Annotated in this window: 18 protein-coding genes; 5 read left to right on the top strand and 13 right to left on the bottom strand. The window is 58.0% G+C overall.

The window, feature by feature from the left end; genetic code table 11:
- Positions 1–4 precede the first annotated feature (4 nt).
- Positions 5–490, bottom strand: a complete 486-nt coding sequence (locus tag AB1805_01680; protein MEW5744138.1) for an NAD(P)H-dependent oxidoreductase subunit E — start codon at positions 488–490, stop codon at positions 5–7.
- A 239-nt stretch (positions 491–729) separates the two neighbouring features.
- Between AB1805_01680 and glnD the strand changes: the two genes are divergently transcribed.
- The 4 genes from glnD (at position 730) to AB1805_01700 (ending at position 10,652) form a co-directional block, all read left to right on the top strand.
- Positions 730–3,348 carry a [protein-PII] uridylyltransferase gene (glnD, locus tag AB1805_01685; GenBank protein MEW5744139.1) on the top strand — a complete coding sequence of 873 codons (2,619 nt, stop codon included), beginning with the start codon at positions 730–732 and terminating at the stop codon, positions 3,346–3,348.
- 18 nt (positions 3,349–3,366) lie between these two features.
- Complete coding sequence (locus tag AB1805_01690; protein MEW5744140.1) at positions 3,367–7,383, top strand: translocation/assembly module TamB domain-containing protein; 4,017 nt, start codon at positions 3,367–3,369, stop codon at positions 7,381–7,383.
- Between the two features lie 10 nt (positions 7,384–7,393).
- Positions 7,394–10,111: an outer membrane protein assembly factor BamA gene (bamA, locus tag AB1805_01695; GenBank protein ID MEW5744141.1), complete on the top strand. Its 2,718-nt coding sequence runs from the start codon at positions 7,394–7,396 to the stop codon at positions 10,109–10,111.
- 133 nt (positions 10,112–10,244) lie between these two features.
- A complete protein-coding gene (locus tag AB1805_01700) occupies positions 10,245–10,652 on the top strand; it encodes a hypothetical protein (protein MEW5744142.1) in 408 nt (135 codons plus the stop codon).
- Here the strand turns inward: AB1805_01700 and AB1805_01705 are convergent.
- From AB1805_01705 to AB1805_01715, 3 genes are read right to left on the bottom strand one after another with little or no spacing between them, the layout of a single operon-like run.
- The gene (locus tag AB1805_01705; protein MEW5744143.1) at positions 10,636–11,088 is read right to left on the bottom strand and encodes an N-acetyltransferase; all 453 of its coding nucleotides are present in this window, start codon (positions 11,086–11,088) and stop codon (positions 10,636–10,638) included. The genes AB1805_01700 and AB1805_01705 overlap by 17 nt on opposite strands.
- Entirely contained in the window at positions 11,060–11,617 is a 558-nt protein-coding gene (locus AB1805_01710) for a 2-oxoacid:acceptor oxidoreductase family protein (GenBank protein MEW5744144.1), read from the bottom strand. The genes AB1805_01705 and AB1805_01710 overlap by 29 nt, the downstream gene beginning before the upstream one ends.
- 2 nt (positions 11,618–11,619) lie before the next feature.
- Complete coding sequence (locus AB1805_01715) at positions 11,620–12,405, bottom strand: thiamine pyrophosphate-dependent enzyme (GenBank protein ID MEW5744145.1); 786 nt, start codon at positions 12,403–12,405, stop codon at positions 11,620–11,622.
- A gap of 167 nt (positions 12,406–12,572) precedes the next feature.
- Between AB1805_01715 and treZ the strand changes: the two genes are divergently transcribed.
- Complete coding sequence (gene treZ / locus AB1805_01720) at positions 12,573–14,408, top strand: malto-oligosyltrehalose trehalohydrolase (GenBank protein MEW5744146.1); 1,836 nt, start codon at positions 12,573–12,575, stop codon at positions 14,406–14,408.
- A gap of 195 nt (positions 14,409–14,603) precedes the next feature.
- On the opposite strand, the gene AB1805_01725 is transcribed toward treZ, so the two are convergent.
- The 9 genes from AB1805_01725 to AB1805_01765 form a co-directional block, all read right to left on the bottom strand.
- A complete protein-coding gene (locus tag AB1805_01725) occupies positions 14,604–15,566 on the bottom strand; it encodes a hypothetical protein (GenBank protein MEW5744147.1) in 963 nt (320 codons plus the stop codon).
- The gene (locus AB1805_01730; GenBank protein MEW5744148.1) at positions 15,550–17,253 is read right to left on the bottom strand and encodes a proline--tRNA ligase; all 1,704 of its coding nucleotides are present in this window, start codon (positions 17,251–17,253) and stop codon (positions 15,550–15,552) included. The genes AB1805_01725 and AB1805_01730 overlap by 17 nt, the downstream gene beginning before the upstream one ends.
- Positions 17,254–17,639: 386 nt before the next feature.
- On the bottom strand, positions 17,640–18,914 hold the full coding sequence (gene mtaB / locus AB1805_01735; protein MEW5744149.1) for a tRNA (N(6)-L-threonylcarbamoyladenosine(37)-C(2))-methylthiotransferase MtaB: 1,275 nt from the start codon (positions 18,912–18,914) through the stop codon (positions 17,640–17,642).
- A complete protein-coding gene (gene miaB / locus AB1805_01740; GenBank protein ID MEW5744150.1) occupies positions 18,911–20,227 on the bottom strand; it encodes a tRNA (N6-isopentenyl adenosine(37)-C2)-methylthiotransferase MiaB in 1,317 nt (438 codons plus the stop codon). Before miaB ends, mtaB begins: the two co-directional genes overlap by 4 nt.
- Before the next feature lie 139 nt (positions 20,228–20,366).
- Positions 20,367–21,080 carry a UbiA family prenyltransferase gene (locus AB1805_01745; protein MEW5744151.1) on the bottom strand — a complete coding sequence of 238 codons (714 nt, stop codon included), beginning with the start codon at positions 21,078–21,080 and terminating at the stop codon, positions 20,367–20,369.
- Between the two features lie 6 nt (positions 21,081–21,086).
- A complete protein-coding gene (locus tag AB1805_01750; GenBank protein ID MEW5744152.1) occupies positions 21,087–22,454 on the bottom strand; it encodes a nucleotide pyrophosphatase/phosphodiesterase family protein in 1,368 nt (455 codons plus the stop codon).
- Positions 22,432–23,538, bottom strand: coding sequence for a metabolite traffic protein EboE (gene eboE, locus AB1805_01755; GenBank protein ID MEW5744153.1), 1,107 nt, complete (start codon positions 23,536–23,538; stop codon positions 22,432–22,434). Before eboE ends, AB1805_01750 begins: the two co-directional genes overlap by 23 nt.
- The gene (locus AB1805_01760) at positions 23,535–24,335 is read right to left on the bottom strand and encodes a TatD family hydrolase (GenBank protein MEW5744154.1); all 801 of its coding nucleotides are present in this window, start codon (positions 24,333–24,335) and stop codon (positions 23,535–23,537) included. The genes eboE and AB1805_01760 overlap by 4 nt, the downstream gene beginning before the upstream one ends.
- Positions 24,322–24,630: a hypothetical protein gene (locus AB1805_01765; protein MEW5744155.1), complete on the bottom strand. Its 309-nt coding sequence runs from the start codon at positions 24,628–24,630 to the stop codon at positions 24,322–24,324. Before AB1805_01765 ends, AB1805_01760 begins: the two co-directional genes overlap by 14 nt.
- Positions 24,631–24,756 lie beyond the last annotated feature (126 nt).

Genomic DNA, 24,756 nt, shown 5'->3' on the forward strand with positions numbered 1-24,756 from the left:
AGGCTTACAAGAGATAGCCGAGGAACTCGTCCTCCTTCTCGTATCCCTTGAGGAGCTTGGCGACGCCCTCGGGGTCGGTAGTGCCGTAGACCTCATTGTTGAGGATAACGACCGGAGCGATGCTGCAGGCGCCGATGCAGGTCGCCTTTTCTACGGTGAAGGAGAGATTCGCGGTCGTATCTTCGCCTTCAGGCAGAGAGAGGGTCTCCCTGACCTTCTTGAGAATCTTGTCGCCTCCCTTGATATGGCACGCGGCACCGCAGCAGACGGTGACGGTATTCTTGCCGACCGGCTTGAGCCGGAACTTGGGATAGAAGGTGATCACCCCGAAAAAACTGCTCTCGGGTATATCGAGCTTGCGGGAAAACCAGGCGACGGCATGCTCCGGCACATAACCGAAGGCATCCTGAATTCTCTGCAGGAGCGTAATAAGGTTCCCGTTGGCAGCGGAGAAATCGTTCAGGATCTTATTGAGCAGTTTATCGTCCATGAGAGAGTATTGTACCAATAACGTCGAAATTATCCTATAAACTATATAATTCTATTAAAATTATTAATCAATCGCCATCAGCCATCAGCTCTCGGCAATCAGCTATCAGCAATAAGACTCGAGGACAAAGCTGAGAATAGCAAGGCTGATGACTGACTGCTGATGGCTGAAAGCTGATGGCTTGAAATATGGTAAACTCTTAAAGCGTCCCGACGCCGGAAGGGTATGATTTCAGAGCGATGAAGCAGACGTTCAGCGAGAGGTTATGTGAAGAGACCGTGGTACTCCTGCGCTCCGGACAAGACGGTGCAGCACTCTGCCACTCACTGACCGGAATTGTGGATACCCTCCTCATCGCCCTCTTCAATGAGGTCACCACGGGGGAGGTCACCACCCCGCCTCCACCGGCATCGCCTCCGGACAGAAGAGCTGCGGTGCGCCGGCGATTTCCGGCAGAGGCGCTGCCCTGCGGTCTCGCCCTCGTAGCAGTGGGAGGGTATGGCCGGAGGGAGATGGCTCCCTATTCGGATATCGATCTCATGCTGCTCGGCAGGTCGAGGGACGCCCGTACCGCCGGGACCGCCCAGGCAGTACTGTATCGCCTCTGGGATGAAGGGCTGAACATAAGCCACTGCTTCAGGACGCTGGATGAATGCGTCGAGGATTCGATGGCGGACATTGCCACGCGGACAACGCTGATCGAGTCGAGATTCCTCGCCGGAAGCCGGGATCTCTTCGACGACTTCAGGAAAGACAGCTACCAGAAGATCCTCTTCAAAAAGAAGAAGGAGTTCGTCAGCGGGCTCCTGAGGGATATCGCTACCCGGCATAAGACCTATGCCGAGTCGATATACCTCCTCGAGCCGAACCTCAAAGAGGGCCAGGGGGGGCTGCGGGACCTCCACTCACTGGCGTGGCTCGCCAGGGTCGAGCTGCATCTCGCCGATCTCCGGGCGCTCGAGTCGCTCATGTCCGCTCACGACTGCCGCCAGCTGCTCCGCGCCTATGACTTCCTGCTGAAGACGCGGGCAGGGCTCCATGCGCTCTCGCGGCGGAAGAACGACGTCCTCTCCTTCGAGCTCCAGGAGGGCGCCGCATCACTGCTCGGGTTCAAGGATACCAAACGCTTCACCGCAGAGGAAATCCTGATGCGGCTTTATTACAAAAAGGCCCGGACCGTAACCGATGTCCTTTCCGGGATCATGGGCCTCTGCGGCCGCCGCTACGTGAACGTTCCGATGAGCTTCAGCGTGAAGAGGCTTACCGATGACTTCTCTCTCTCGAAAGACGAGATCATTGTCAAGGACAGAGCGCTCCTTAAAAATACGGATAAGATATTCGAAGCCTTTGCCCTCGCCTCATCGACCGGAAAACGATTGAGCGCTCACCTGAAAGAGAGCATCAGGAGCAGGTCGCTCTTCATCAATAAAAGAACGAGGGCCTCCAGGACCGCTGCAGAGCACTTCATGGGCATCCTGCGGGGAGGCAGGGTCTACCAGACGATACGGGAGATGCACGAGACCGGGGTGCTCGACCGGTTCATCCCCGAATTCGGCGCGCTGCGGCATCTCGTCATATCCGAGCCGTATCACCGGTATACCGTCGACGAACACTCCCTTATAGCGCTGAAGAACATCGAAGCGATCAGGGAGGGCCGGCAGGCGAGATTCTTCTACCTCGGCGATATCCTCAAAAAGGTGAAACAGGAGGTCCTCTTCCTCGCCGTGCTCCTCCATGATATAGGGAAGGGGATATCCAAGCAGCACGAAGAGGCGGGCTACAGCATGCTGAAAGGGGTTATGGAGCGGTTCGCTATAGACCGCGTCGACCGGAAGATCATCTCCTTTCTCGTAAAGAACCACATCGTCCTCTCGAAGCTCGCCCTGACGCGCGATATCGATGCGCCCGAGACCATCGCACAGCTGGCTGAAGTCGTTGAGTACGAAGAAAACCTCGACGCTCTTTACCTCATGACCTATGCGGATATGTCCGCGGTGAATCCCCGCTTCTGGACAGAATGGAAGGCCTATCTTCTCCACGCGCTCTATACGAGGACCAAAGAGCACCTGAAGGGAGCGAAGGGGCAGTTGACCGTAGCCGAAGGCAGACTGAAGGAGTTCGCCGCCACCATGCCGGGCAGGTACCTGATTGCCAATACAAATGATATAATAAACGCCGATTACGCGCTTTCGGAAAGGGCCCGGGGAGAGGGGATCGCTGCGACCATAACGGAACGGGAGGACGGCACTGCGGAGGTCGCCCTGGCGACCCGCGACATGCCCGGACTCTTTGCGAATATCGCCGGAGTCCTGAGCTCGAAAGGACTCAACATAAGAAGCGCACGGCTCTATACCGGGGCGACCGGGCTCGTGATCGACAAGATCACCGTCTCTAACTGGAGCGAGGTGTGGTGGACAGGCATGGAAGAGCAGATCAGGAACGACCTTCGGGCAGCGATACTCCCTGTGGCGAAAGGGGCGGCTGTCACCGCCTGTGCAACAGCGCCGCAGGAAAGGACGGCAGGCCTTTTTTCGAGCAATGCGCCGGGAGAGGGCTTCTTCAGATTCGAAACGTTCATAGAGATCGACAATGAGGCGTCTGCCGATCACACTATCCTCGAGCTCTTTCTCCCCGACCGGTTCGGCCTGCTGCGGGACATCGCGCTGCGTCTCTGCGAGCACCGGATCGATATCATCGCTGCGGTCATCAATACCGAAGAGGGTATCGCCCAGGATGTCTTTTACCTCCAGCACAGGGGCGGCAAGCTCCCGGCGGAAAAAATCCTCGACCTCTTGCCGGCGCTGCAGCTTCCGGCAGGGGGCGGGAGGCGCGAGCTGAATCTGCCGGCGGCCCGCTGAGGGGGAGAAGAGAGGACTATGCGGAGAAAGGTCATTTCCATAGCAGTGTTCGTGCTCTGTTTCGGGGCGCTCCTCTATGTATTGCGGGGGCCTAACGTATCGAACGCGCTGAAGAAGATCATCCTTCCCGAGCTCGAGCTGGTGACCGGCAAGAAGGTCATCGCGCAGAAGATCTATATCAATATCCTGCCGCTGTTCATCGAGATGAAAGGGGTCAAGCTCTTCGACGACGAGGGCGAGAGAATCCTCGAGGTTGAGCGCGTCAAGGGCTATATCGGCCTCTCGGGACTGCTCAAGAAGGAGCTGACCGTCAAACGTCTCGTCTTCAAAACCGCCGCAGTGCACGCGGAAAGGGCTCAGCTGGAAGAGATCATCGACCATGTGAAGACCTACCTCGAAGAGGAACGCACACCCGCAGTCAAGGTGGTCATCAAGTCTGTCGAGATCAGCAGAAGCGTCGTGGCCCTCCGGGACCGCGATGCGCTCCTCACGCTCGGCGCGCTCGATGCCCTGGTCATCGCCGCAGAGGCGCCCCGCTGCAGGATCTCGTCCCGTGAACTGGTGTTCAGAAAAGAGGGGATCCCCGAAGTGGCGGGAGCGCTCGAGGCGCACCTGACGGTGAACGGCACGGCGCTCGAGCTCACGAGCCTGAAGCTCGCCGTGGATCGGTCCGGGATTACGACATCGGGCGTCCTGGATACCGGGAAAACAAGCGGCGCCTTCCAGGCCGAAATAGACCTTGTCGTCGATTCGGTCAAGAAGCTGTTCGGGCTGAAGAGCAGCGGCGCAGGGGACCTTTCGGCAAAGGGCAGGGTCACCTTGGACGGACGGAAGCAGGATATCAATGCGGTCGCCGTCGATCTGAAAATCAAGGGCGAATTCTATCTCGAGACCCTTATGGAGCTCCTCAAGGTAACGGAACCGCTCAGGGGCTCTGTGCGCCTGGACGGCGAGGTGAAGGGCCCGCTCGGCGACCTCAAGGGAAAAGGACATGCAGAGCTCGTGAAGGGAAACCTCTTCACTGTCCCGGTCGACGCGCTGACTTGTTCTATAACGTACGAGAACGGTGAAATGCATTTTACGGACGGCAAGGCCCGGCTCTACGGCGGGAGCGCCGCAGCCGAAGCGATGATCCGCCTCCCTGTTGTCACCGAGTATCGCGTGCAGGTCTCGGTGCGCGAGGTGAGCAGCAGAGGGCTCTTCACCCTGATCGGCTGGACCCCCCCTATACCCGAGGGCAGGGTGAGCGGCGAGATGTACACCGCCGGCGACACCTTCAGCCCCCGGGGCCACTTCGTGTACAGCAGCGCATCGAAGGGAGGAGATGTCCTCGACCGTGTCAGGGAGATCAGGGGCGTTTACGCCATGAGCAATGACAGTGTCCGGTTCGATACCCTGACGGTCGCCACGGCGTCCTCGTCGGTGGCAGCAACGGGCAGCGTCGATCTGAAGGCAGGCACGCTTCAGTTCAGGGGAAGCGGGACGACCGGGGAGGTGAGCGACCTCTCCGCCCCGTACTTCACGGCCCTCTCGGGTCCGGCGACCTTTACCGCATCCCTTTCGGGGCCTTCTGCCGATCCCGTACTCGACCTCCAGTTCTCGGGCCGGAACCTCACCCTGGCGACCGGGAGACTCGGCCTGCCGGAGCTCTTGCATACCCTCTCGTTTCCCTTCGAGGCGGTCGAGGGGGCGGCAACGTACCGTAAAAACCTCCTGACCCTGAAGCAGGTGCAGGTCCGCTCAGCGAGAGGGTCGCTCTCGGCGTCGGGACGGGTGGCCTTCCCCCATGCGCAGGAGCTCTTCGACCTGAAGAGACCGGTCTATGATCTCACCCTCAAGGCCAAGGATGCGCCGCTCTCGGAATACCGGAGGGCGTTCCAGGGGGCTCCGCCGCTCGGCGGCACGGTCGACCTCGAGGGGTCGCTGCAGGGGAGTCCGGACGATCTGCGTTTCTCGGGCGGGTTCACTGCACGGAACGCCTCCTTCGGCGGCGACTATTCCCTCGAGAGCGCTGCGGGCGGCATCGCCTACAGGGCCAAGGAGTTCCTCTTTGACGAGGTGCGGCTTAAGAAAGGCGACTCTTCGTTGACCGTAACGGGCAGGGTATCGACGGACAACCATTTCTCCTTTACCGCCCGCGGCGAGCGGGTCGCCCTGGTCGATGCCCTGCCGCTCCCGGTAAGAAAGACGATCGAGTCGGGCTACAAGAGACTCCCTGAGGAGGATTTTTTCAACGCCCTCACGCTCACCAGGATAAAAGGAAAGGGCGAGGGCGCCTTTGCCCATCCGCAGCTCGAGCTCTCCGCCGATATCCATGGCGGCATGTACCGGGGGCATCTCCTCGGCAGCGGGGAGCTCAAGGCTCGCCTTGAAGGAAAGAGAGTCACGGCTGCGGCGCAGCTGCTCGACCGGAAGCTGAATATCTCGGGGGCAGTGACCCTTGCCGGGGAGATGCCCTGGAGTGCCCGTCTCGACCTCCAGCCCGCCCGCTATGATTTCATTATCGCCAATTTCCTGAAGGACGTGCCCGAGGACCTTCTGCTCACCCTCAAAGGTACTGTCGAGGCCCGGGGCGACCGGCGCCGTGCGGACGCCGCTATCGAGATCGCCAAGGCGCATCTCTATGCCTACGGGACCGGCTTTACCAACAGCCGCCCGATTTCGGCAACGATGCAGAACAAGCTCCTCACGATCACGACCTTCTCGATGAGGAGCGAGGTGAGCGAGTTCAAGGCGGGCGGTACCATGACCTTCGGCAAGAGCTACGATCTGCTCATCGAGGGATCCTCCTCACTCGCGCCGCTGAAGGCGCTCTCGAAGTCGATCGATACGCTGCGCGGCAACGCCTCGTTCGTCCTCTCCCTTTCGGGCGACTGGAACAGGCCGAAGGTCAACGGCGCTCTCGATATCACCAATGGAACGCTCGGTCTCAAAAACATCAGCTATCGGTTGTCCTCGCTCAATGCCTACGCCTATGTCGATGAGGACAGGATCGTTCTCGAAAGGGCATCCGGGAAGCTCGCGGGCGGTGAGGTCTCGTTTTTCGGCACCGCGTACCTCCAGCGGTTTGCGCTCAAGAGGTTCTTCCTCGAATCCCGTCTCAAGGGGATCACCGCCGCTCCCTCGAAAGACTTCTGGGTCAACCTCGATGGCGCCCTGCATTATCGCGGCGACCTCTCGTCCCAAACCATTCTCGGCGATATCGCCATAAAGAGGGCGAAGTACTCCGAGCGGGTCGAATGGAAGAGCTGGCTCCTGCGGGTCCGCCAGAAGGAGAGGACGAAGACCGAGGCGACCAGGCTCGACGCGACCAACCTGAACCTCAGGATATCCGGCTCTGCTATCAGCATCGATAACAATGTTTCACGTGCCTCCATGAAAGCCGACCTGCTGGTACGGGGGACCATAGGACAGCCGGTCCTCCTGGGAAAAATAGAGGCGCGGGAGGGAATCGTCTTTTTCAGAAACAACGAGTTCAAGATCCTCAAGGCCTCTATCGATTTCTCGAATCCCAACCAGGTGCATCCCTATTTCGATATCGTATCCGAAACCAACACCAAGGGGTATAATATCCGCCTGAGCCTCGACGGCTATATAGAGCAGTTCAACCTCTCGCTCGCATCGGACCCGCCGCTCGACGAGACCGATATCTTCAGCCTTCTCACCGTCGGACAGATCGGGAAGAACCTGAAAGGGCTCGAAGGCGGCATAGGCGCGAGTGAAGCGACGTCGTTCCTCACCGGCAAGATACAGGACGTGATCGAAGAGCGGCTGAAGACGGTGACCGGGTTTGACCGGGTACAGATAGACCCTTCGATATCGAAGACCACCGGAACGGTCTCGCCGCGGGTGACCATAGCGAAGAGGCTCCTCGGAGACCGGCTCTATGTCACCTACAGCACTTCGGTGAGCACGGGAGAGGAGCAGGTATGGAAGCTCGAGTACCTGCTGGGAAAGAACACGTCGCTTCTCGGCGTGAGAGATGAGAGAGGGAGTCTCGGCGGTGATGTCAAGTTCAGGTTCGAGTTCAAGTAGACGGCGCGCCATGCAGGAACGAGGGGATATGCCCTCTTCGCCCCTGCGCCGGTATTCGCTCTGGGCCCTCTCTCTTCTGGTATCCGTTCTCCTGGCGCTGCCCCCGGTCCCCGGTCAGGCCGCTCCCGGTGCGGCTGCGACCATCGATACGATAGCAGTCAAAGGGCTCACCGCTATTCCGGAAGGCGAGCTGCTCGATCTCCTCGATATCGGCGCCGGGAGGCCGCTCGACCGGAAGCGGTTGCAGGCAGGCATCAAGCGCGCATTCCTGAAAGGGCTCTTTGAGGATATCGTTGTCGAGGGATCCCCTGCCGCTCCCTCGAAGATCACCGTGACGGTCCGTGAAAGAAAGGTGATCGGCGCGATAACGGTGAGAGGCAACGGCCATTTTTCGAAGCGGTTCGTCAGGCGGTACCTGGACCTGAAGAAGGGGGAACGGCTGGCGCGCCTCAAAGCGGACCGCGGGCTCGAACAGCTCATCCACGAGATGCGCCAGCGGGGATTTCCTGCAGCATCGGCACGCCTCACGACGGTACCGGAAAGGAGGAATCGGGTTGCCGTGGTGATCGATATCGAAGAGGGCCGTCCCGAACGCATCGAGAAGATCGTCATCGACGGCCCCGCCGATACGGTGCGCTCCTTCCTGCCCTTTTCGGAGGGTGATGTCTTCGACAGGACAAAGATGGACAGGGCCGCACAGAAGATTACGAGCTCCTATAGAAAGCAGGGATACGTAGGCACCGTGCTCTCCTCGGCGTACGAGCAGGGAATCCTCATGCTCAGGCTGCAGAAGGGGGAGAGGATCACGGTATCGTTCGAGGGCAATGCCGCCCTCTCCGCCAAGACGCTTGCGAAAGCGGTCCCCTTCTTCGAGCTCAACGAGGTCAGCGAGGACCTCGTTGAGGAGACGGCGGCACGCATTGTAGCGCTCTACCACCAGCAGGGATACCCTTTTGCCCAGATCACCCCGGTAAAGTCGCTCTCCGGCGGCGATACCGTTCAGTACACCTTTTATATCTTCGAGGGAGAACGGTTCCGGGTGGCAGCGATACAGTTCAGCGGGGTCAGCATTTCCCCGGAACGGCTGCGCGCAGCGATGGCGCTCAAGGAGGGCGATTACTACAATCCCGAGCTCCTCGAATCTGATATCGAGCTGCTCGAAGACTTCTATCACGCCCTCGGGTATCTTTATGTGACGATAGCCGAGCCCGAGCTCCGCATACCCGACACTACGGTCTCGCTCACGTTTACGGTTGACGAGGGGCCTCAGGTGACCGTTGCCGAGCTCGCGGTCAGGAACAACCGCGTCCTCTCGAACGAGGCGGTTCTCGGCGAGGTGGCGGTCAAAGTCGGGGCGCCCTACAACGAGGTCGACCTTGCCGAGGCCCGGCGCAAAATCCTCGACCTCTACAACAGGAAAGGGTTCCTCGATACGCAGGTCGTGATCGAGCGGGAGATATCGGCTACCGCCGCCTCTGTCACGTTCGTCATCGACGAGGGAGAGGCAACGCGGTTCGGCAAGACCGTCATTATCGGCAACGAGCGTACGAAGCCCCATGTGCTGCAGCGGGAGCTGCTCCACAAGGAGGGCGAGCTCTTCGACTACTCGGTGCTGATGAAAGAGCGGCAGGAGCTGTACCGCATCGGTCTCTTCTCCGATGTCGAGATATCCCCCGCCGATAAAGACGACGGGGCGCGCGATATCATCTACCGCGTCAGGGAGGCGAATGCCGGTGCGGTCGAGTTCGGCGTCGGCTACGGCGAGTACGAAAAATATCGCGCCTTTCTCGATATCAGCTACCGGAACCTGTTCGGAACGAACCGGCAGGTGTCATTCAGAACCGAGCTGAGCACCCTCGAGCAGCGGTATCTCCTTTCGTACTACGAGCCGTGGTTTTTCGACAGGGACGTTGCGTTCCGTTCGCTCCTCCTGCACGAACGGCGCGAGGAAAAGAACATCGATACCGGTGAAACGCGCTTCCGGCTCGTCAGGAACACGGCGGCGGCGGGGCTCGAAAAGAAGTTGAGCAGGACCCTCAAGGCCGAGCTGTTCTATGACTACTCGGTGGTCGAGACGAGCGACGTCCAGCCGGGCATCATCCTGAGCAGGGAGGATACCGGCACCCTCACCATCAGCGGCCTGCGCCCCGGGCTGATCTACGATACGCGGGACAATCCCTTTGAACCGCGGAGGGGCGTCCTCGCCGGCCTTTCGGCCAAATTTGCCACCGGCCTCCTTCTCTCTGAAACGGATTTCCTTAAAGTACAGGCCTATGCCAGCACCTACAAGGGGCTGAGCAGGCGAGTGGTGCTGGCGGCATCGCTGCGCGGCGGCGTAGCAAAGGGCTTCGGCGATACAAGGGAGCTGCCGCTCGTCGAGCGCTTCTTTCTCGGCGGGAGGACGACGGTGAGGGGCTACGAACAGGACCTCCTCGGCCCCAAGGGAGCCGACAACAACCCCACGGGCGGCAACGCCTTTGCCATGGGGAGCATCGAGGTGAGGACCGACGTGGGCAGGGGCATCGGTATCGTCACCTTCCTCGACGGCGGGAATGTATGGACCAAGACCGAGGAGTTCGATCTGACCACGCTGAAGTACACCACCGGCCTGGGGCTGCGGTACAACACGCCGGTCGGCCCCTTCAGGATCGACTACGGATTCAAACTCAATAAGGAGACGGGAGAGAGCGATGGTGAAATACATTTCAGCCTCGGCCATGCGTTTTAAAACGCGTAACGCGTTATCCGTGATGCGTTACGGGTTAAAGGCGCTTCTGTTTTTCTGCTGTGCTTTTCTCATTACGCATCACGCGTTACGCGTTACGTGTTTTGCTGAAGTAATCGACCGGGTCGCCGCTTCAGTGGACGATACGGCGATCACCTATTCAGAGCTCCGGGAGCAGTATACTGCGATGAGCGCGGCTGTGGGCCGGGCCGTATCGGAAGAGGAGGTGCTGAACGGGATGATCAACAGCCTCCTGCTCCTCAAGGAGGCGAAGAAGATGCGGCTCGAAGCCCCTTCGAAGGACGAGCAGATTCGGGAGTATATCGATATCAAGATCAAGGCGCCCATCATTATCAGGGAGGAGGAGATCGAGGCGTTCTACCGGGAGCACAGGGCGGAATTCAGCGGGAAGGAGTATATAACGGTGCGGGACGATATCGAGCGGTATCTCTTCGAGCTCGAGACGAACCGGCAGCTGAAACAGCACCTCGAAGAGCTGCGGAAGCATGCCGATATCGCCGTGCAGCTTACAGGTCGAGAATAACCGCGTGCTCGTTGCATTCGGGGAACTTCGGGCATTTCATGCAGTCTCCCCATATCTTTTGCGGAAGCTTCGCCTTCTCGATCTCCCTGAAGCCCGCCTTCGTGAAGAATTCCGGCTGGTAGGTGAGGGCGAAGACCCTCTGTATGCCGAGCCCTTTCGCCTCTTTCAGGCAGTGCTTCAGAAGCTTCGTGCCGATGCCCCGCCGCTGATACCTGTCCTGCACCGCCAGTGATCGTATCTCGGCGAGATCTTCCCATACGATGCGGAGAGCGCATACGCCCCGTATCTCTCCCTCATCCTCGCAGAGGACGAAATCCCGTATCCCTTCGTAGAGCTCGTTCAGCGCCCGGGGAAGCATCTCTTCCTTTCGCGCGAACTCGTTGACCATCTTATGGATAAGCTTTATATCAGTTACATGCGCCTTTCTTATGTTCAACGATCCGGTATCCTTTCGTTATGAGTTCCTTGTTGAGCGGGAGCGACTCCCTCTTCGCACGGGGTGTCGTCTCCTCGAGAGCGGCGCAGATAGCGGCGAGAGGCGCCGCTCCCGTTGCCGCGCTGAACGCGCCCATCATCACCATATTGGCCGATTTTGTACTGTTCAGTGACGCCGCCAGCTCGCTGGCCGGCACCGGCACCATCTCGATATCGCCGCGGGGAGGCTCCGCTGCAACCAGGGAGAGGTCATACAGCACGATCCCGCCGGGGAGTATCCTGGAGGAAAAGCGGTGAAAGGATGCCTGGTTCATCGCGATGAGGATATCGGGGTTCCTCACTACCGGCGAGCCGATCATGGCGTCGGAGATAACGACCGTGCAATTTGCGGTGCCGCCTCTCATCTCGGCCCCGTATGACGGGAACCAGGTGACCTCTCTGCCGTCCAGCAGGGCTGCGTGCGCCATGAGGCGTCCGAGAAAGAGAATGCCCTGCCCCCCTGATCCGGCTATGATGACCCTCCGCTCCATGCTTATTCGGAGTCCCGGGCGGAGGCCAGGACGGATGGCGGGGAGCAAACGCCGCAGGTGTCCTTGATTATCCCCGTTCGAAAGGCGGTCATCATATTTTCCCTGAGCCAGACGAGGGACTGCTGCGGCGACATCCCCCAGTCGGTGGGGCAGGGCGACAATATCTCGACCATGCTGAATCCCCTGCCCTCCATTTGGCATCTGAACGACCGCTCGATCATCCTCCTCGTCGTCAGGATATTCGCGGAGCTGTCGACAGAGCTCCTGGCGATGAACGACGCGCCGTCGATGGTCGCCAGCAGCTCGGAGACCTGCAGCGGATGCCCCATGGTCTTCGGATCTCTCCCTTTAGGGGTCGTGGTCGTCTTCTGGCCGGCAAGAGTGGTCGGGGCCATCTGCCCGCCGGTCATGCCGTAGGTCGCGTTGTTCACAAAGAATACCGAGATATGCTCGCCCCTGTTCGCCGCATGGACGATCTCCGCAGTGCCGATAGCCGCGAGGTCGCCGTCTCCCTGGTAAGAAAAGATCACCCGGTCCGGCGCGACGCGCTTCATCCCCGTAGCAGCAGCCGGAGGCCTGCCGTGGGCGACTTCGAGCATATCGAAATTGAAATACTCGTTGGCAAACACCGCGCACCCCACCGGTGCGATGCCGATCGTCCGCTCGCGGATGCCGAGATCGTCGATGACCTCGGCGATCAAGCGGTGTATGATGCTGTGGCCGCACCCGGGGCAATACCGGAAAGGAGCGGCAGTAAGGCTCTTCGGGCGCTCGAATACTTTTCTCATGGGACTGATTATACCATATCATACCGGCACTTCAGGGTGCTTCGGAGCGCTCGTTGCCATGACGTACATTCTATTCTATAATGAAAGTAAGTCCTGCATACCCTCATATCTTGTCCGCACCGCGAACCGCAGCAATAACCGCTCTGCATCGTCGAGGAGGATACCGCATGGAGCTTGGCGCACACTACCGGGGAGACGGCCGTTGCGACTTCATCGTCTGGGCGCCTCTCCTGAAGAAGGTCGAAGTGAAGCTCCTCGCTCCGGAAGAGCGTCTCATCCCCATGACGAATAATGGAGACGGGTACTGGCGGGTATCGGCAGAAGAGGTGTATCCCGGAGCGCGGTATCTCTATCGCATCGATAGAGAGCTGGAGCGGCCCGATCCCGTCTCCTCTTTCCAGCCCATGGGCGTGCACGGTCCCTCGCAGGTAGTCGATCATCGATCATTTCAATGGGAAGACAGCGACTGGAAAATGCCGGACCTCTGCCGGATGATCGTTTACGAAATCCATGTCGGGACTTTTACGCCCGAAGGCACCTTCGACGCGGCGGTCGCCCGGCTCGATGAGATAAAGGACCTGGGGGCCACGGCGCTGCTCATCATGCCGGTAGCCCAGTGCCCCGGGGCGCGCAACTGGGGATACGACGGGGCCTATCCCTTTGCCGTCCAGAACACGTATGGCGGGCCGGATGGGCTCAAGAGGCTGGTCAACGAGTGCCATAAAAGAGGAATGGCGGTAAAGCTCGATGTCGTCTACAACCACTTCGGGCCTGAAGGAGCGTATCTCCGCGATTTCGGCCCTTATCTTACCGATAACTACAAGAGCCCGTGGGGCGAGGCGATCAATGTGGACGGCCCCTACAGCGACGGCGTCCGCAATTTCTTCATAGAGAACGCCCTCCATTGGTACAATAATTTTCATATCGATATCCTCCGCCTCGATGCCGCGGACCGCATTTTTGATATCAACGCTTACCCTTTTCTCCAGGAACTTGCTGATACCGTTAAGAACTGCTCGAGGCGGAACGGCAGGGAGTGCTTTCTCATCGCCGAGGCGGACCAGAACGACCCGAAGCTGACGAGGCCGAAAGAGCAGGGCGGGTTCGGCCTCGACGGCCAGTGGCTCGACGACTTCCATCACTGCATCCATACCCTGCTTACCGGTGAGCGGGAAGGGTACTATGCCGACTACGGCAGCGTGGAGCAGCTCGCCAAGTCGCTGCAGGAGGGGTTTGTCTACACCGGCGAATACTCCAAATACCGGAAGTGCCGGCGGGGCCGTCCATCAACGGATATCCCGGCCTTCCGTTTTGTGGCCTTCTCGCAGAATCATGACCAGATCGGCAACCGGCAGGCAGGAGAACGCCTGGAGGAGCTCATCCATTTCGAAGCTCTCAAGATCGCTGCGGCGACAGTGCTCCTGTCACCCTTCATTCCGCTCCTTTTCATGGGACAGGAGTACGCCGAGGAGAGTCCCTTCCGGTACTTTGTCAATCATTCCGATCCTGCGCTGATAGAAGCGGTGAGAGCGGGGAGAAAGTCGGAGTTCACCTCCTTCTTATGGGAGGGCGAGCCGCCGGACCCCGAGAGTGAAGAGACCTTTCTCCGCTCCAAGTTGAAGTGGGAGCGGAGAGAGCTGCCACAACACCGCGAGATGCTCGCTTTCTACAAGGCGCTCATCCATCTCAGAAAGACCATCCCGGCATTGTCGAACTGCGACAAGGATCGGCTGGTGACCAGGGTGTTAGACGACAAGTGTATTCTCTTGATGCGCCGATGGCACGATAAAGAACGGAGCCATGCGTTCTGCATCTTCAACTACAATACTGTCGATACTCGTTTCTATACAGGCGATTTCCTGCCGGAGGGACGGTGGAAAAAGCTCATCGACTCAGCCGAATCACAGTGGAACGGTCCCGGAACCAGGCTCCCCGACGAGATCAATGCTGCTGAAGCACTCCTTGTAAAAGAGCATGCAATGGCACTGTATACTAAGGATTAATCCTGATTGAGGAGCGGACGGGGGCTATGCGGTTTTGAGCGGAATTATTCTTCGTTGGTCCCACTGCAAGCGGTGTTGTACTCGATCTGCGCAGATGCACCCGCAACGGTGGTTCGCCCCAAAGGCTTCGCCTTTATGGGCTGCACCAGAGCCAGGAATTCCCCTCAAAACCGCATAGCCCCCGTCCGCTCACCACTAGGAATTCTCGACCAGTTCCATGAGCGCTCCCTCGAGGAGGCCGTGGTCGCTGACAACGAGGGAGTCTATCCTGAGCGCATCCATAAAGGCGAGCAGGATAAGGAGCCCGGGAATGATGATCTCGGCGCGTTCGGGCTCGAGCCCGGGAGTGCCGGCCCTTTCCTTAGCAGGGAGCAGGACGAGTCTTCGGAGTATGGCTTCGACCGAAGGACGGAAAAGGGTATGCAGATGGACCCTCTCGCCGTCGTACACCCCGAGCGCCATATCGATAGCAGCGACTGTCGTCGCCGTCCCTCCCGTGGCGATGAGGCGCTTTGCCGCAGGATCGAGCGGTGACTTCTTCTGCCGAGAGTACTTTAAAAAGGAATCGATAACGAACTTATCTATATAGTTTTTGAGCCTTTCGACATCCTCAGCGATAGGGGGATCGCTCGTGATGAACTGCTCGTGGAGCTTTAATGCCCCTATCGGTATACTCTCCCTTGCAGAGCCCTCGCCGTAGAGAATCCATTCGGTGCTGCCGCCGCCGATATCCAGGACGACGGCAGGGCCGGCTGTAGATGCATAGTCATTCACAATCCCTTTCAGGGTCAGCTCGGCTTCCCGTTCGCCGCTGATAATCTCGATCGAGATGCCGGTGCGTTCGCGCACCTCGTTCACGAAAGCACCGCTGTCGCGGGCCTCTCTCAGTGCGCTTGTTCCGAGCGCCGAGATGCGACGCACGCCCTTCTTTTTACAGATAGCTTTAAATTCAAGGAGGGTTGCTATTGAATGTAAAGCGCCCTCTCTGTCGAGAAGCCCTGTTGCCATGAGCTGTCTGCCGAGGCGGGTCACCGCTCTTTCAGCAGCGATTCTTTGGAGTCTTCCCCTGCTGAAACAGCCTATGAGGAGCCGCAGCGTATTGGTCCCCACATCGATGACAGCAAGCGGTGCGGAACAGCTGTCAGATCCCCGATGCATTGAGCAGGGTGAGAACTTCCTGTTTCAGAGATGACACCGGGACCTTTCTCGTCTCTCTCGTACGCCGGATCTTGATCTCCACGCTGTTTTCTTTCAAGCCCTTTTCGCCGATGACCACGTGGAAGGGGATGCCGATAAGGTCGGCATCCTTGAATTTTACGCCGGGACGCTCATCCCTGTCATCGACAAGCACTGCGAGGCCCTCGGCTTTCAACTCGTTATACAATATCTCGGCGACTTCAACAGTCCGCGCATCGGTTACGCCGAGGGGAATGAGCTCAATATCGAAAGGCGCTATCGACCGGGGCCAGACGATGCCGTCCTTGTCATGGTTCTGCTCAAGGGCAGCAGCAGCGATCCTGGCAGGTCCTATGCCGTAACTCCCCATGATTATGGGCTTCTTCTGCCCGTCCTTGTCCAGGAAGAAGGCCTCGAGCGGCACGGAATACTTCGTTCCCAGCTTGAAGATATTCCCGATCTCGATCACCCTTTCGAGGCGGAGCGGCGCCTTTTTTTCAGGACACCGGGGACAGAAATCTCCTTCCTTCGCCACGTGGAGATCGTGCCATTCGGCATTGAAGTGGACTCCCGGCCTTATTCCCTTGGCATGATAATCGCCCTTGTTGGCGCCCGAGATATACGTCCCCTGCTGCAACGCGGGGTCTGCGATGATACGTACATTCTCATGCCCCATCGGGCCGATAAACCCTGCCTCGACCCCCAGAATGGCGACCACTTCATCTCTGGTCGCCTGCCTGAAGGGGCCGATGAGCTTCGTGAGCTTCTTTTCGTGCAACTCCTGATCACCGCGCAGTAAAACCAGAACCGGCCCAGCCGACGCCATCATCAGGAGACTTTTTATGAAGCAGGCGGGCTCGGCAGAGAGAAAGGAGGAGACCTCCTTGACCGTTCTTTTTTGCGGAGTATGGACCTCCTCGTACGGCCACTGCTTGTCTTCGACCGGCCGCGAGACCGAGCGCGCCACTTCAACATTGGCCGTATAACCGCATTGATCGCAAAGGACGATATCATCCTCTCCCGCAGGGCTCGGCGCCATGAACTCATGGGCAGCAGCGCCGCCCATCATCCCCGTATCCGACTCTGCCTGGTAGAAGGTGAGGCCGCACCTGCCGAAAATGCGATGATAGGCATCGGCATGGAGCCGGTAATTGCGGTCGAGACCTTCCTCATCCGTATCGAAGCTGTAGCTGTCCTTCATGACGAACTCTCTCGTCCGCAGGATACCGCTCTTGGGGCGCGCCTCGTCCCGGAGCTTCGTCTGTATCTGGTACCATACCTGGGGAAGGTCTCTATAGGAGCGGATTTCGCGTGCCGCGAGCCAGGTCATGATCTCTTCGTGGGTCATACCGAGACACATGTCGCGGTCGGTCCTGTCCTTGAGGCGGAACATCTCCTCTTTGATATCGTACCAGCGGCCGGTCTTCTGCCATATCTCGGCAGGGTGGAGGATCGGCATCGAGATCTCCTGTCCGCCGATAGCGTTCATCTCCTCCCGCATGATCGCGTTGATCCTGTGCATAACGCGCAATCCGAGGGGGAGGAGTATATAAAGTCCGGCGGCGAGCTGACGGACGTAGCCGGCGCGCAGCATGAGCTTATGGCTCACTGCCTCTGCATCGGCAGGAACTTCTCTCATGGTGGGAATGAACATCCTCGAAAATCTCATGCAGTGTCAGCCTCCCTTACTGAAGTGATATTGAATATATCATTATTTTTTCTCAAATGACAAACAGTAAAGAGAGGGTATCTCAAAAAGGGGCACCCGGATCGGGCCGGATAGAGCATGACGCGCTTGCGAGAATTGTTAACAGATCGTGGCGTTTCAGTGACGTTTTACCGGAATCCCGCGGCTGCGGGGAGAGTTGAGGGTCGAACCGGCTGATTTCACAGGAATACATATTTTAATAACTTTACATAATATATCTTATCAGACATTCTGGACAAACAGCGATTGTCAGGAAGTTGTTATCAAGGGAGTTAGTATCTGTTATCTCAGAGCGGAAATGCTGGGTTTCAGCGGAGATGTACAACTTGTAGGCATATTAAATTTTTTTATTTGTTAAGGAGTTCCCCGGAGTTTATGGGCATTCCCAGGGCTCTCCCGTTGTGATGGCCCGTAAGCCGCGCAAATATAAGCATTCCCTCGCGCAGCGGTCCGTCGTATGCCGACGTATCGAGGAACACCTTTATATAATTATCGGAGGTAGCTGTAAAACCATTACGCTCTTTCTGTTCGACAATGACCTCGAGGGTCTTTCCGGAGCTGCTCTGCCTCTGAATGAAGCCGGTCCGCTTCGTCTCGCCGATCGCCCTCAATACCTCTGCACGACGTTTTTTGACCTCGTCAGAGACCTGGCCCGGGTACGATGAGGCCTCGGTGCCGGGACGGCGCGAGTACGGGAATGCGTGGATATAGGAAAAGGGAAACGCTTCCAGAAGCTCCCTGGTGTTCCTGAACTCCTCTTCGCCCTCTCCCGGGAATCCGGCGATGATGTCTGCCCCGAGCCCGCAGTCAGGCTGCCTTTTCACCAGGGACCCCAGCCCTGCAATGAGATCCTCTCTTCGATACCTCCTCCTCATCAAAGAGAGTACGGTGTCGTCGCCGCTCTGGATCGAGAGGTGCAGATGCCTGCATAGTCGTCTGTCACTCAGGAGATCGAGGATTTCCTCATTCACCTCTTTAATTTCGAGAGAGCTGAGCCTGAAGCGGACCTTATGGGTGGCATGCAAGAGCTTCTTCAACAGGCCGGAAAGAGAGAGCCGCGGAACGAGGTCCAGGCCATAGAGGCCGAGGTGTATCCCGGTCAGTACGATCTCCCCGTATCCGGCAGCCTCATACGACCGGACCTCACTGATGACCTCTTCAGGAAGAACGCTCCTCGATCTCCCCCGCGCCATGGTGATCGCACAATAGGAGCACGAAAAATCGCACCCGTCCTGGACCTTGACGATAGGGCGCTGCCGCGGATAAACAGGCAGTGCGAGCGTCCGCGTTAATGTGCCGCTTGAGATAAGAGCGCCGATGTTCTGTTTATCGCTGTTTTTGACTACCCGGATCGTATCATCGAGCTTCCGTATCTCGTCCCCGCGGAGCTCTGCGTAGCAGCCGGTCACTATGACTCTGGCCTTATTCCTCAAGGCCCTCTGGATAAGCTGCCTCGACTGGTAATCGGCCTTGGCAGTGACAGTGCAGGTATTGATGATGCAGATATCGGGCCGCTCTTCAAGCTCGACTATCCGGTGCCCTTCCCTGCCGAGGAAAGCTTCCCAATGAAAGCTCTCGGCCTGGTTGGTCTTGCACCCGAGCGTGAGAATGGCTACTTTCATGACCTCTCGACCGCTGCTCCCTCGAGTGAATGCCTGTGTGCCCTGACGATCTTGACGAGAACGCGGTCACCCCGCTCGATTGCGGGAGAGGAAGGGAGCGTAACGATCTTGTTCGCCCGCGTTCTGCCGGTGAGCAGCCCTCTCTCTTTTTCGTCCGATCCTTCTACAAGTATCTCTTGCAGGGTTCCTTCCAAGGTCTTGTTTTTTCGGTCGGTGACCCCGTTCTGGAGCTCGAGGATCTCGTAGAGCCGCTGCGACTTGAGGGCATCGTCTATATGCCCTTCCATCGTCGCAGCCGTCGTCCCCGGCCTCGGAGAATAGTTGAAGGCAAAGAGGCCGTCGAATTCGATCTCCCCGAGCGCCCTCAGCGTGGCACGATGGTCCTCATCCTTCTCTTGGGGAAACCCCGCTATGATATCCGTGGTTATGGCGATCCCGGGTATCTCCTTCTTGAGGAAACCGACCCTCCTCAGGTAGTCGTCATAGGTATAGTTCCGGTTCATGAGCCCGAGGATCTTCGTCGAGCCCGATTGAAGGGGCAGGTGTATATGCTCGCAGACCTTTTCGAAGTCCCTGATCGCATAGACCAGGTCATCCGAAAGGTCTTTCGGATGGGACGTGACGAAGCGGATCCGTTCGATACCCGGGATACTGTCGATTCTCCCGAGGAGGCCCGGGAAGTCCGTATCGCTCCGGTAAGAGTTCACATTCTGCCCGAGGAGCGTCACCTCCTTATACCCTTTCTCGGAAAGCGCCCGGATCTCGCTGATAATGCTCCCGCTCGGCCTGCTCTTCTCCCTGCCCCTGGTATAGGGGACGATGCAGTAGCTGCAAAAGTTGTCGCAGCCGTACATGATGTTTACCCACGCCCGGACCGTATCGGTGCGCGACGCCGGCAGATCGAGCTCGGTGATCGAGGGATTGTCCCCCGTATAGGTATCATCATGCTTATAAGCAGGAGCTGATGGCGATGCGATGATCGTCCTGAAGGCATGGATGTTTTGCGGTCCTACTATGAAATCGACGAAGGGCGCCCTCTCCCGTATCTCGTCCGCCTTCTGCTGGGCGACACAGCCGGCTACGGCGATCTTCACGCCCGGCTTTTTCATCTTCAACGTCCTTAGCCTTCCGAGGCTGCTGAAGAACTTCTGCTCTGCCTTCTCCCTGATGCTGCAGGTGTTGAAGACGATGACGTCCGCGTCTCTCGGGCTTTCCGCCTCGGTATACGCTTCGGACTCCAGGAGCCCGGCGATCTTCTCCGAATCATGGACATTCATCTGGCAACCGAAGGTCACCAGATAGTACTTCCGCATCCTGCTCCTCCTCTTCCCCGTGCAAACAGGGAAAGCATGCAATAACAATTATAGTACCACGTATTCCCGATAAAATACCTCATCGATGCCGAGCTAACCAACGCTTCGGCAGCAGGGCATGACTCATAACGATAAGCGATCAATCGCCCCGGACATATGCCTGTCCCGCTAGGGTGAGCAGTGCGCCTGCCAAACCGGCCAACAGCCATGACGGGGAAGCAAAGGAGGCCATCAACGCCCCATCGATAAGGGAGATGCATGCAATCATGGCAGGAATAACAGGGAACGGGAAACGCTCTTTCCTTGTATTTTCGACCCGTGCGATCGTGCTGATCAGGAGGGTATAGCAGAACTGCACCACGCCCGCTATTGCTGCGGTGACCGTCACCGCCCCCGCCGCCGCTATCCCCGCTATGACGAATACCATCGCTCTGCTCATGGCCATGAGCATGATACTGGCCGGGTGAGTCTTATGGAACTTGTCGTAAAGGACGATAACGATGAACAGAACGAACCCGGCCCACAACGCTTCCCGGTAAGGGATAACCAGAAGAAGCAGGAGCCCTGCAGCAAAGAGCATGGCGGTGAGATAAAAGGCCGCCCTTACCGGGACTCTCCCGGAGGGAAGCGGGCGAAAGGGCTTTCCCGTGCGGTCTGCCTCCCGATCATAGATATCGTTCAGGCACATGCCTCCCATATAGAATGAAGACAGGGACAGCGCGAGGATACCTATGAGTGACCACCGGGCCTCCGGAACAGAGAGGACTACGGCAGCGATGACATTTGTCCAGACCGTAGGGAGATTGCTGATTCTGCAGAGCTCGAGGAAAGGCTTTATTGCCCGAACGCTCATCGCAGACTAGTCCAGAAAGACATGATCGAGCATGAGCGCTGCTACGTCAGTCGCTGCGATACCCGCTCCTCTCAACAGTTTCGGCTCGGTCGTCGCAAAGAGCGGTCCCTCCTCATCGCTGTCGGTCACCCTTCCGTGAGACCCCTTCACGAGCGATGCGTCGAGAGGGATCACGTCCATGAGCATGCGGAAGCCGAGCGCCTTTTTAACCAGTTCGCCTGCTACTTTTATCTTCGGAAGACGGATGGCCGGATCGATGAAGAGCTCGCAGGGATCATAGCCGGGCTTTGCGTGGATATTAACGGTCCGGGCGTAATCCGGGGCCCTTGCATCATCATCCCAAAAGTAGTACGTGAACCAGCTTTCACGGGAAGCAATAAGCACCAGCTCCCCTGCCCTCTCGTGGTTGAGTCCGTATTCCTCCTTGCCCTCACGGTCGAGGACCCGCTCAACTCCCGGAGTTTGTTCAAAAAGTTCTTTTATCGCAGGAATATCGGATTGATTGCGAATATACACATGGGCTATTTGGTGGTCTGATACGGCAAAGGCCCGCGACGGTCCGGGATCGAGGTACTCCCTGCCGAGGTCGACCTTTACCGTAAGATATCCCGCTTTTCTCAAGAGCCGGTTCGGGTGTATCGGGCGGTCGACTGCGGTTATTCCATACTCGGAGAGCACCACAACCCTGCACCCGCGCTCCGTGAAAAAATCGATCAGTCTCCCGCACAGCCCGTCGATTTCAGAGACATCCTTCGCGATGTCTCCGTGCGGACCGACCCGCTGAAGCACGTAGTCGAGGTGCGGGAGATAGACGAGGTTGAGTGTCGGTTCGAACTCTTCCTCTATTGCCATCGCTGCTTTTGCGATCCACTCGCTCGAGGCGAGGGAAGTTCCCGGGCCCCAGAATTGAAAGAGCGGGAACTGACCGAGCTCTTTATTGAACCTATCCCTGAGGTGGAGGGGGATACTGTAGCAATCGGGAAGCTTTCTGCCGTCGGCGCAATAGAGGGGCCTGGGGGTGACCGCCCAGTCGACGTCGGTGGCCATGTTGTACCACCAGAAATTATTCGCGCACGTAAAAGAGGGATCGCGCCTTTTCGCCCTGTGCCAGACCTTCTCGGACTGCACGAGCCTGTTGGACTGCCGCCAGAACATCACCTCCGCCAGATCGCGGAAATACCAGCCGTTGCCGACAATGCCGTGATCCGCAGGCAGCTTCCCGGTGAGATAGGTCGACTGAACCGGGCAGGTTACCGCCGGCGTAATAGTCTTTATGGGGATGCAACACCGCATCAGTGATCGCAGATGCGGCGTGTGCGCTCCGATGAGAGAGGAGGTAAGTCCGACGACATTAAGGACTACAGTTCGTTTCATCGACCTTTGATCTCAACCATAATAGCTCGCGGCATATTGACTCGGTAATGCTTCCCGACCGCATATCGGGAGGCAGGACGCTCCACGTATATGTTTCGACTTCCAGCAGCGTATCTCCGCTGAGGAGTGGAATCATCTCCTCGATAAAAGAGCGAGTTGTGCCATACGATGATGTCCCCTCCATGAATATCGGCATATGAAAATGGACACGCCACTCTTCTCCTGGGCTGCTCCTGTGATTTGCCAGGGCCTCGGGCAGGTCATCATAGCGGATGATGTCACCATGCCGCCTGATCGCAACCTGGTGCAGATAGACGGGTTCTTGGAATATTCCCTTGCCCCCCCTATCGAAATCAGTCAGCCGCAGAGCCGACGATACCTGGACTTTGCCTATCCTTATGCCGGCCGCAGAAAGTGACGCGAGCGATGCAGCAGGATCCTCGAACAGCACCGCCTGATGGCAGCAGTCAAAACAGATGCCGAGATGCTCCCGCAGACCAAGAGGAACAGGAATCGTATCGAAAAAATCGACAATGTCATCCGTAGTCTCCAGAACGCAGCCGGGCTCAGCCTCCAGGGCAAGGATGATATGCTTACCGCTCCTCTGACTAAGTCCACTGAGGTGCTCAAGCACACTGATGAGGTTCCGGGTAATTGCCGGATAATCCGTCCCCTGGATAAACCTCTTGAACCCGACCGGCACCGTCGAGATGGACCCGGTCACGCCAGGGGGCAACCAAAAGTCCAAGACATCGGCGAGCCGCTTTGTATACGAGACCCGTTCAGGCGACCTCCAGTCAGGCAGATACACCCTTTCCTTGACCGCCTTTGCATGAAAGTCGCCGTAAGGGAAGCCGTTGATGGTGGGGATGAAACAGCCCTGCTCCTCGCACCAGTCGAGCAATTCCCGTGACATCCCCTCACTGATCTCCTGAGCTGCGCGATGCGAGAGCCGGAGGCCGATGGGAAACGGTTCATCCGGCGAGACGGCGCTCTTTATCGCGGGGAGATGTCTGAAGAGCGCGCCCCGCACGTCATCCCAGCGCTCACCGGGATGAATGTTAGTGCAATACGTGATCATCATTTATTAAACTTCGGACACTGGCTGAGGAAGAACTTGGGGTTCTCGTAGAAAACTCGTTGAATCAGCTCTTCGCTGTGTCCGCGGCGTCTCATTTCATTGGCGGTCTTCAGTGTGGCCAGAGGGTCGCTCACGCTCCAGTCTGCTGAAGAGTTGATGCATACGTTTTCCGGACCGTAGATCTCGACGGCATCAACTGCTCGTTCCGGACTTCCCTTGGAGTGCGGATAAAGAGTGAGGCCGTACCAGAAACCTTTTGACTTGATCTCGGGGATCGTGTGCTCTTCCGCATGGTCGATGAGTACGCGCGACGGGCTGATCCGCGGCTCATTGAGGATCATATCGAGGATGAGCCGCGTCCCCTTGAGCTTGTCTTCGAGATGCGGCGTATGAATAAGTATCAGCTCATTTCTCGAGGCTGCCAGTGCTATCTGCTGCTCAAGGACTTTTATCTCATTTCTGCTGTTCTTATTGAGCCCGATTTCGCCGAGTCCGAGGACCGTCGGCCGGTCGAGGTATTCAGGGATGATACCGATCACCTTTTCCGCCAAGGAAAGATTCTCGGCCTCTTTGGAGTTCAAGCCGAGCCAGCAGTAGTGCCGTACGCCGAACCGTGCGGCCCTGGCAGGTTCGACCACGGTGAGCTGGTGGAAATAGTCGTGGAAACTCTCGACCGAGCGCCGGTCAAAGCCCGCCCAGAAGGCCGGCTCGGTAATCGTATGGATGCCGCCCAGGGCGAGCTTCATATAGTCATCAGTCGTCCTGGACACCATATGAATATGGGGATCAATCACGTCCATCGAATGCCCCGTTCCACGCGCCCACGGCCTTCAACCCCACCGCGCTCTCGACAGGCCCGGACGAGGTGTCGCTGAAAACGAGCTGGATAGCCTTCGTTCTCTCCGACTCCGATTCCCGAAGGAACTGCAGCGCCCTCATCAGCGCCTTGTACCGGAAATCGGCTCGGGCCTCCTCAGGATCGCGGTACCGGTCGATGCGGTCGAGAAACGAAGCGATATCAAGAATCCGCGCGCGGTTCTCCATGAAGTAGAGGTCGAGGATATCCTTTGCCGGTTTCGGGCTTGTATCGGTCATCAGAGTGCTCCTTTTCTTTATTTCAGGATGAGCCCTGCCTGCTACAGCCGAATGCGCCTATATAAAATAATAGATGTACCTTTCCTCTCAGTCAAATGTTTCGGTCCCGCTGTTCCCGGACAGGGG

Source organism: Nitrospirota bacterium, assembly GCA_040752355.1.
Classification (GTDB): domain Bacteria; phylum Nitrospirota; class Thermodesulfovibrionia; order Thermodesulfovibrionales; family Dissulfurispiraceae; genus JBFMCP01.

Coding starts and splice junctions, on each gene's coding strand:
- AB1805_01715 (MEW5744145.1), bottom strand. CDS start 12,405: ATGAGAAAAGTATTCGAGCGCCCGAAGAGCCTTACTGCCGCTCCTTTC.
- glnD (MEW5744139.1), top strand. CDS start 730: ATGAAGCAGACGTTCAGCGAGAGGTTATGTGAAGAGACCGTGGTACTC.
- miaB (MEW5744150.1), bottom strand. CDS start 20,227: ATGCGGAAGTACTATCTGGTGACCTTCGGTTGCCAGATGAATGTCCAT.
- mtaB (MEW5744149.1), bottom strand. CDS start 18,914: ATGAAAGTAGCCATTCTCACGCTCGGGTGCAAGACCAACCAGGCCGAG.
- AB1805_01710 (MEW5744144.1), bottom strand. CDS start 11,617: ATGGAGCGGAGGGTCATCATAGCCGGATCAGGGGGGCAGGGCATTCTC.
- bamA (MEW5744141.1), top strand. CDS start 7,394: ATGCAGGAACGAGGGGATATGCCCTCTTCGCCCCTGCGCCGGTATTCG.
- AB1805_01730 (MEW5744148.1), bottom strand. CDS start 17,253: ATGAGATTTTCGAGGATGTTCATTCCCACCATGAGAGAAGTTCCTGCC.
- AB1805_01690 (MEW5744140.1), top strand. CDS start 3,367: ATGCGGAGAAAGGTCATTTCCATAGCAGTGTTCGTGCTCTGTTTCGGG.
- AB1805_01680 (MEW5744138.1), bottom strand. CDS start 490: ATGGACGATAAACTGCTCAATAAGATCCTGAACGATTTCTCCGCTGCC.
- AB1805_01745 (MEW5744151.1), bottom strand. CDS start 21,080: ATGAGCGTTCGGGCAATAAAGCCTTTCCTCGAGCTCTGCAGAATCAGC.
- eboE (MEW5744153.1), bottom strand. CDS start 23,538: ATGATGATCACGTATTGCACTAACATTCATCCCGGTGAGCGCTGGGAT.
- AB1805_01760 (MEW5744154.1), bottom strand. CDS start 24,335: ATGGACGTGATTGATCCCCATATTCATATGGTGTCCAGGACGACTGAT.
- AB1805_01750 (MEW5744152.1), bottom strand. CDS start 22,454: ATGAAACGAACTGTAGTCCTTAATGTCGTCGGACTTACCTCCTCTCTC.
- treZ (MEW5744146.1), top strand. CDS start 12,573: ATGGAGCTTGGCGCACACTACCGGGGAGACGGCCGTTGCGACTTCATC.
- AB1805_01765 (MEW5744155.1), bottom strand. CDS start 24,630: ATGACCGATACAAGCCCGAAACCGGCAAAGGATATCCTCGACCTCTAC.
- AB1805_01725 (MEW5744147.1), bottom strand. CDS start 15,566: ATGCATCGGGGATCTGACAGCTGTTCCGCACCGCTTGCTGTCATCGAT.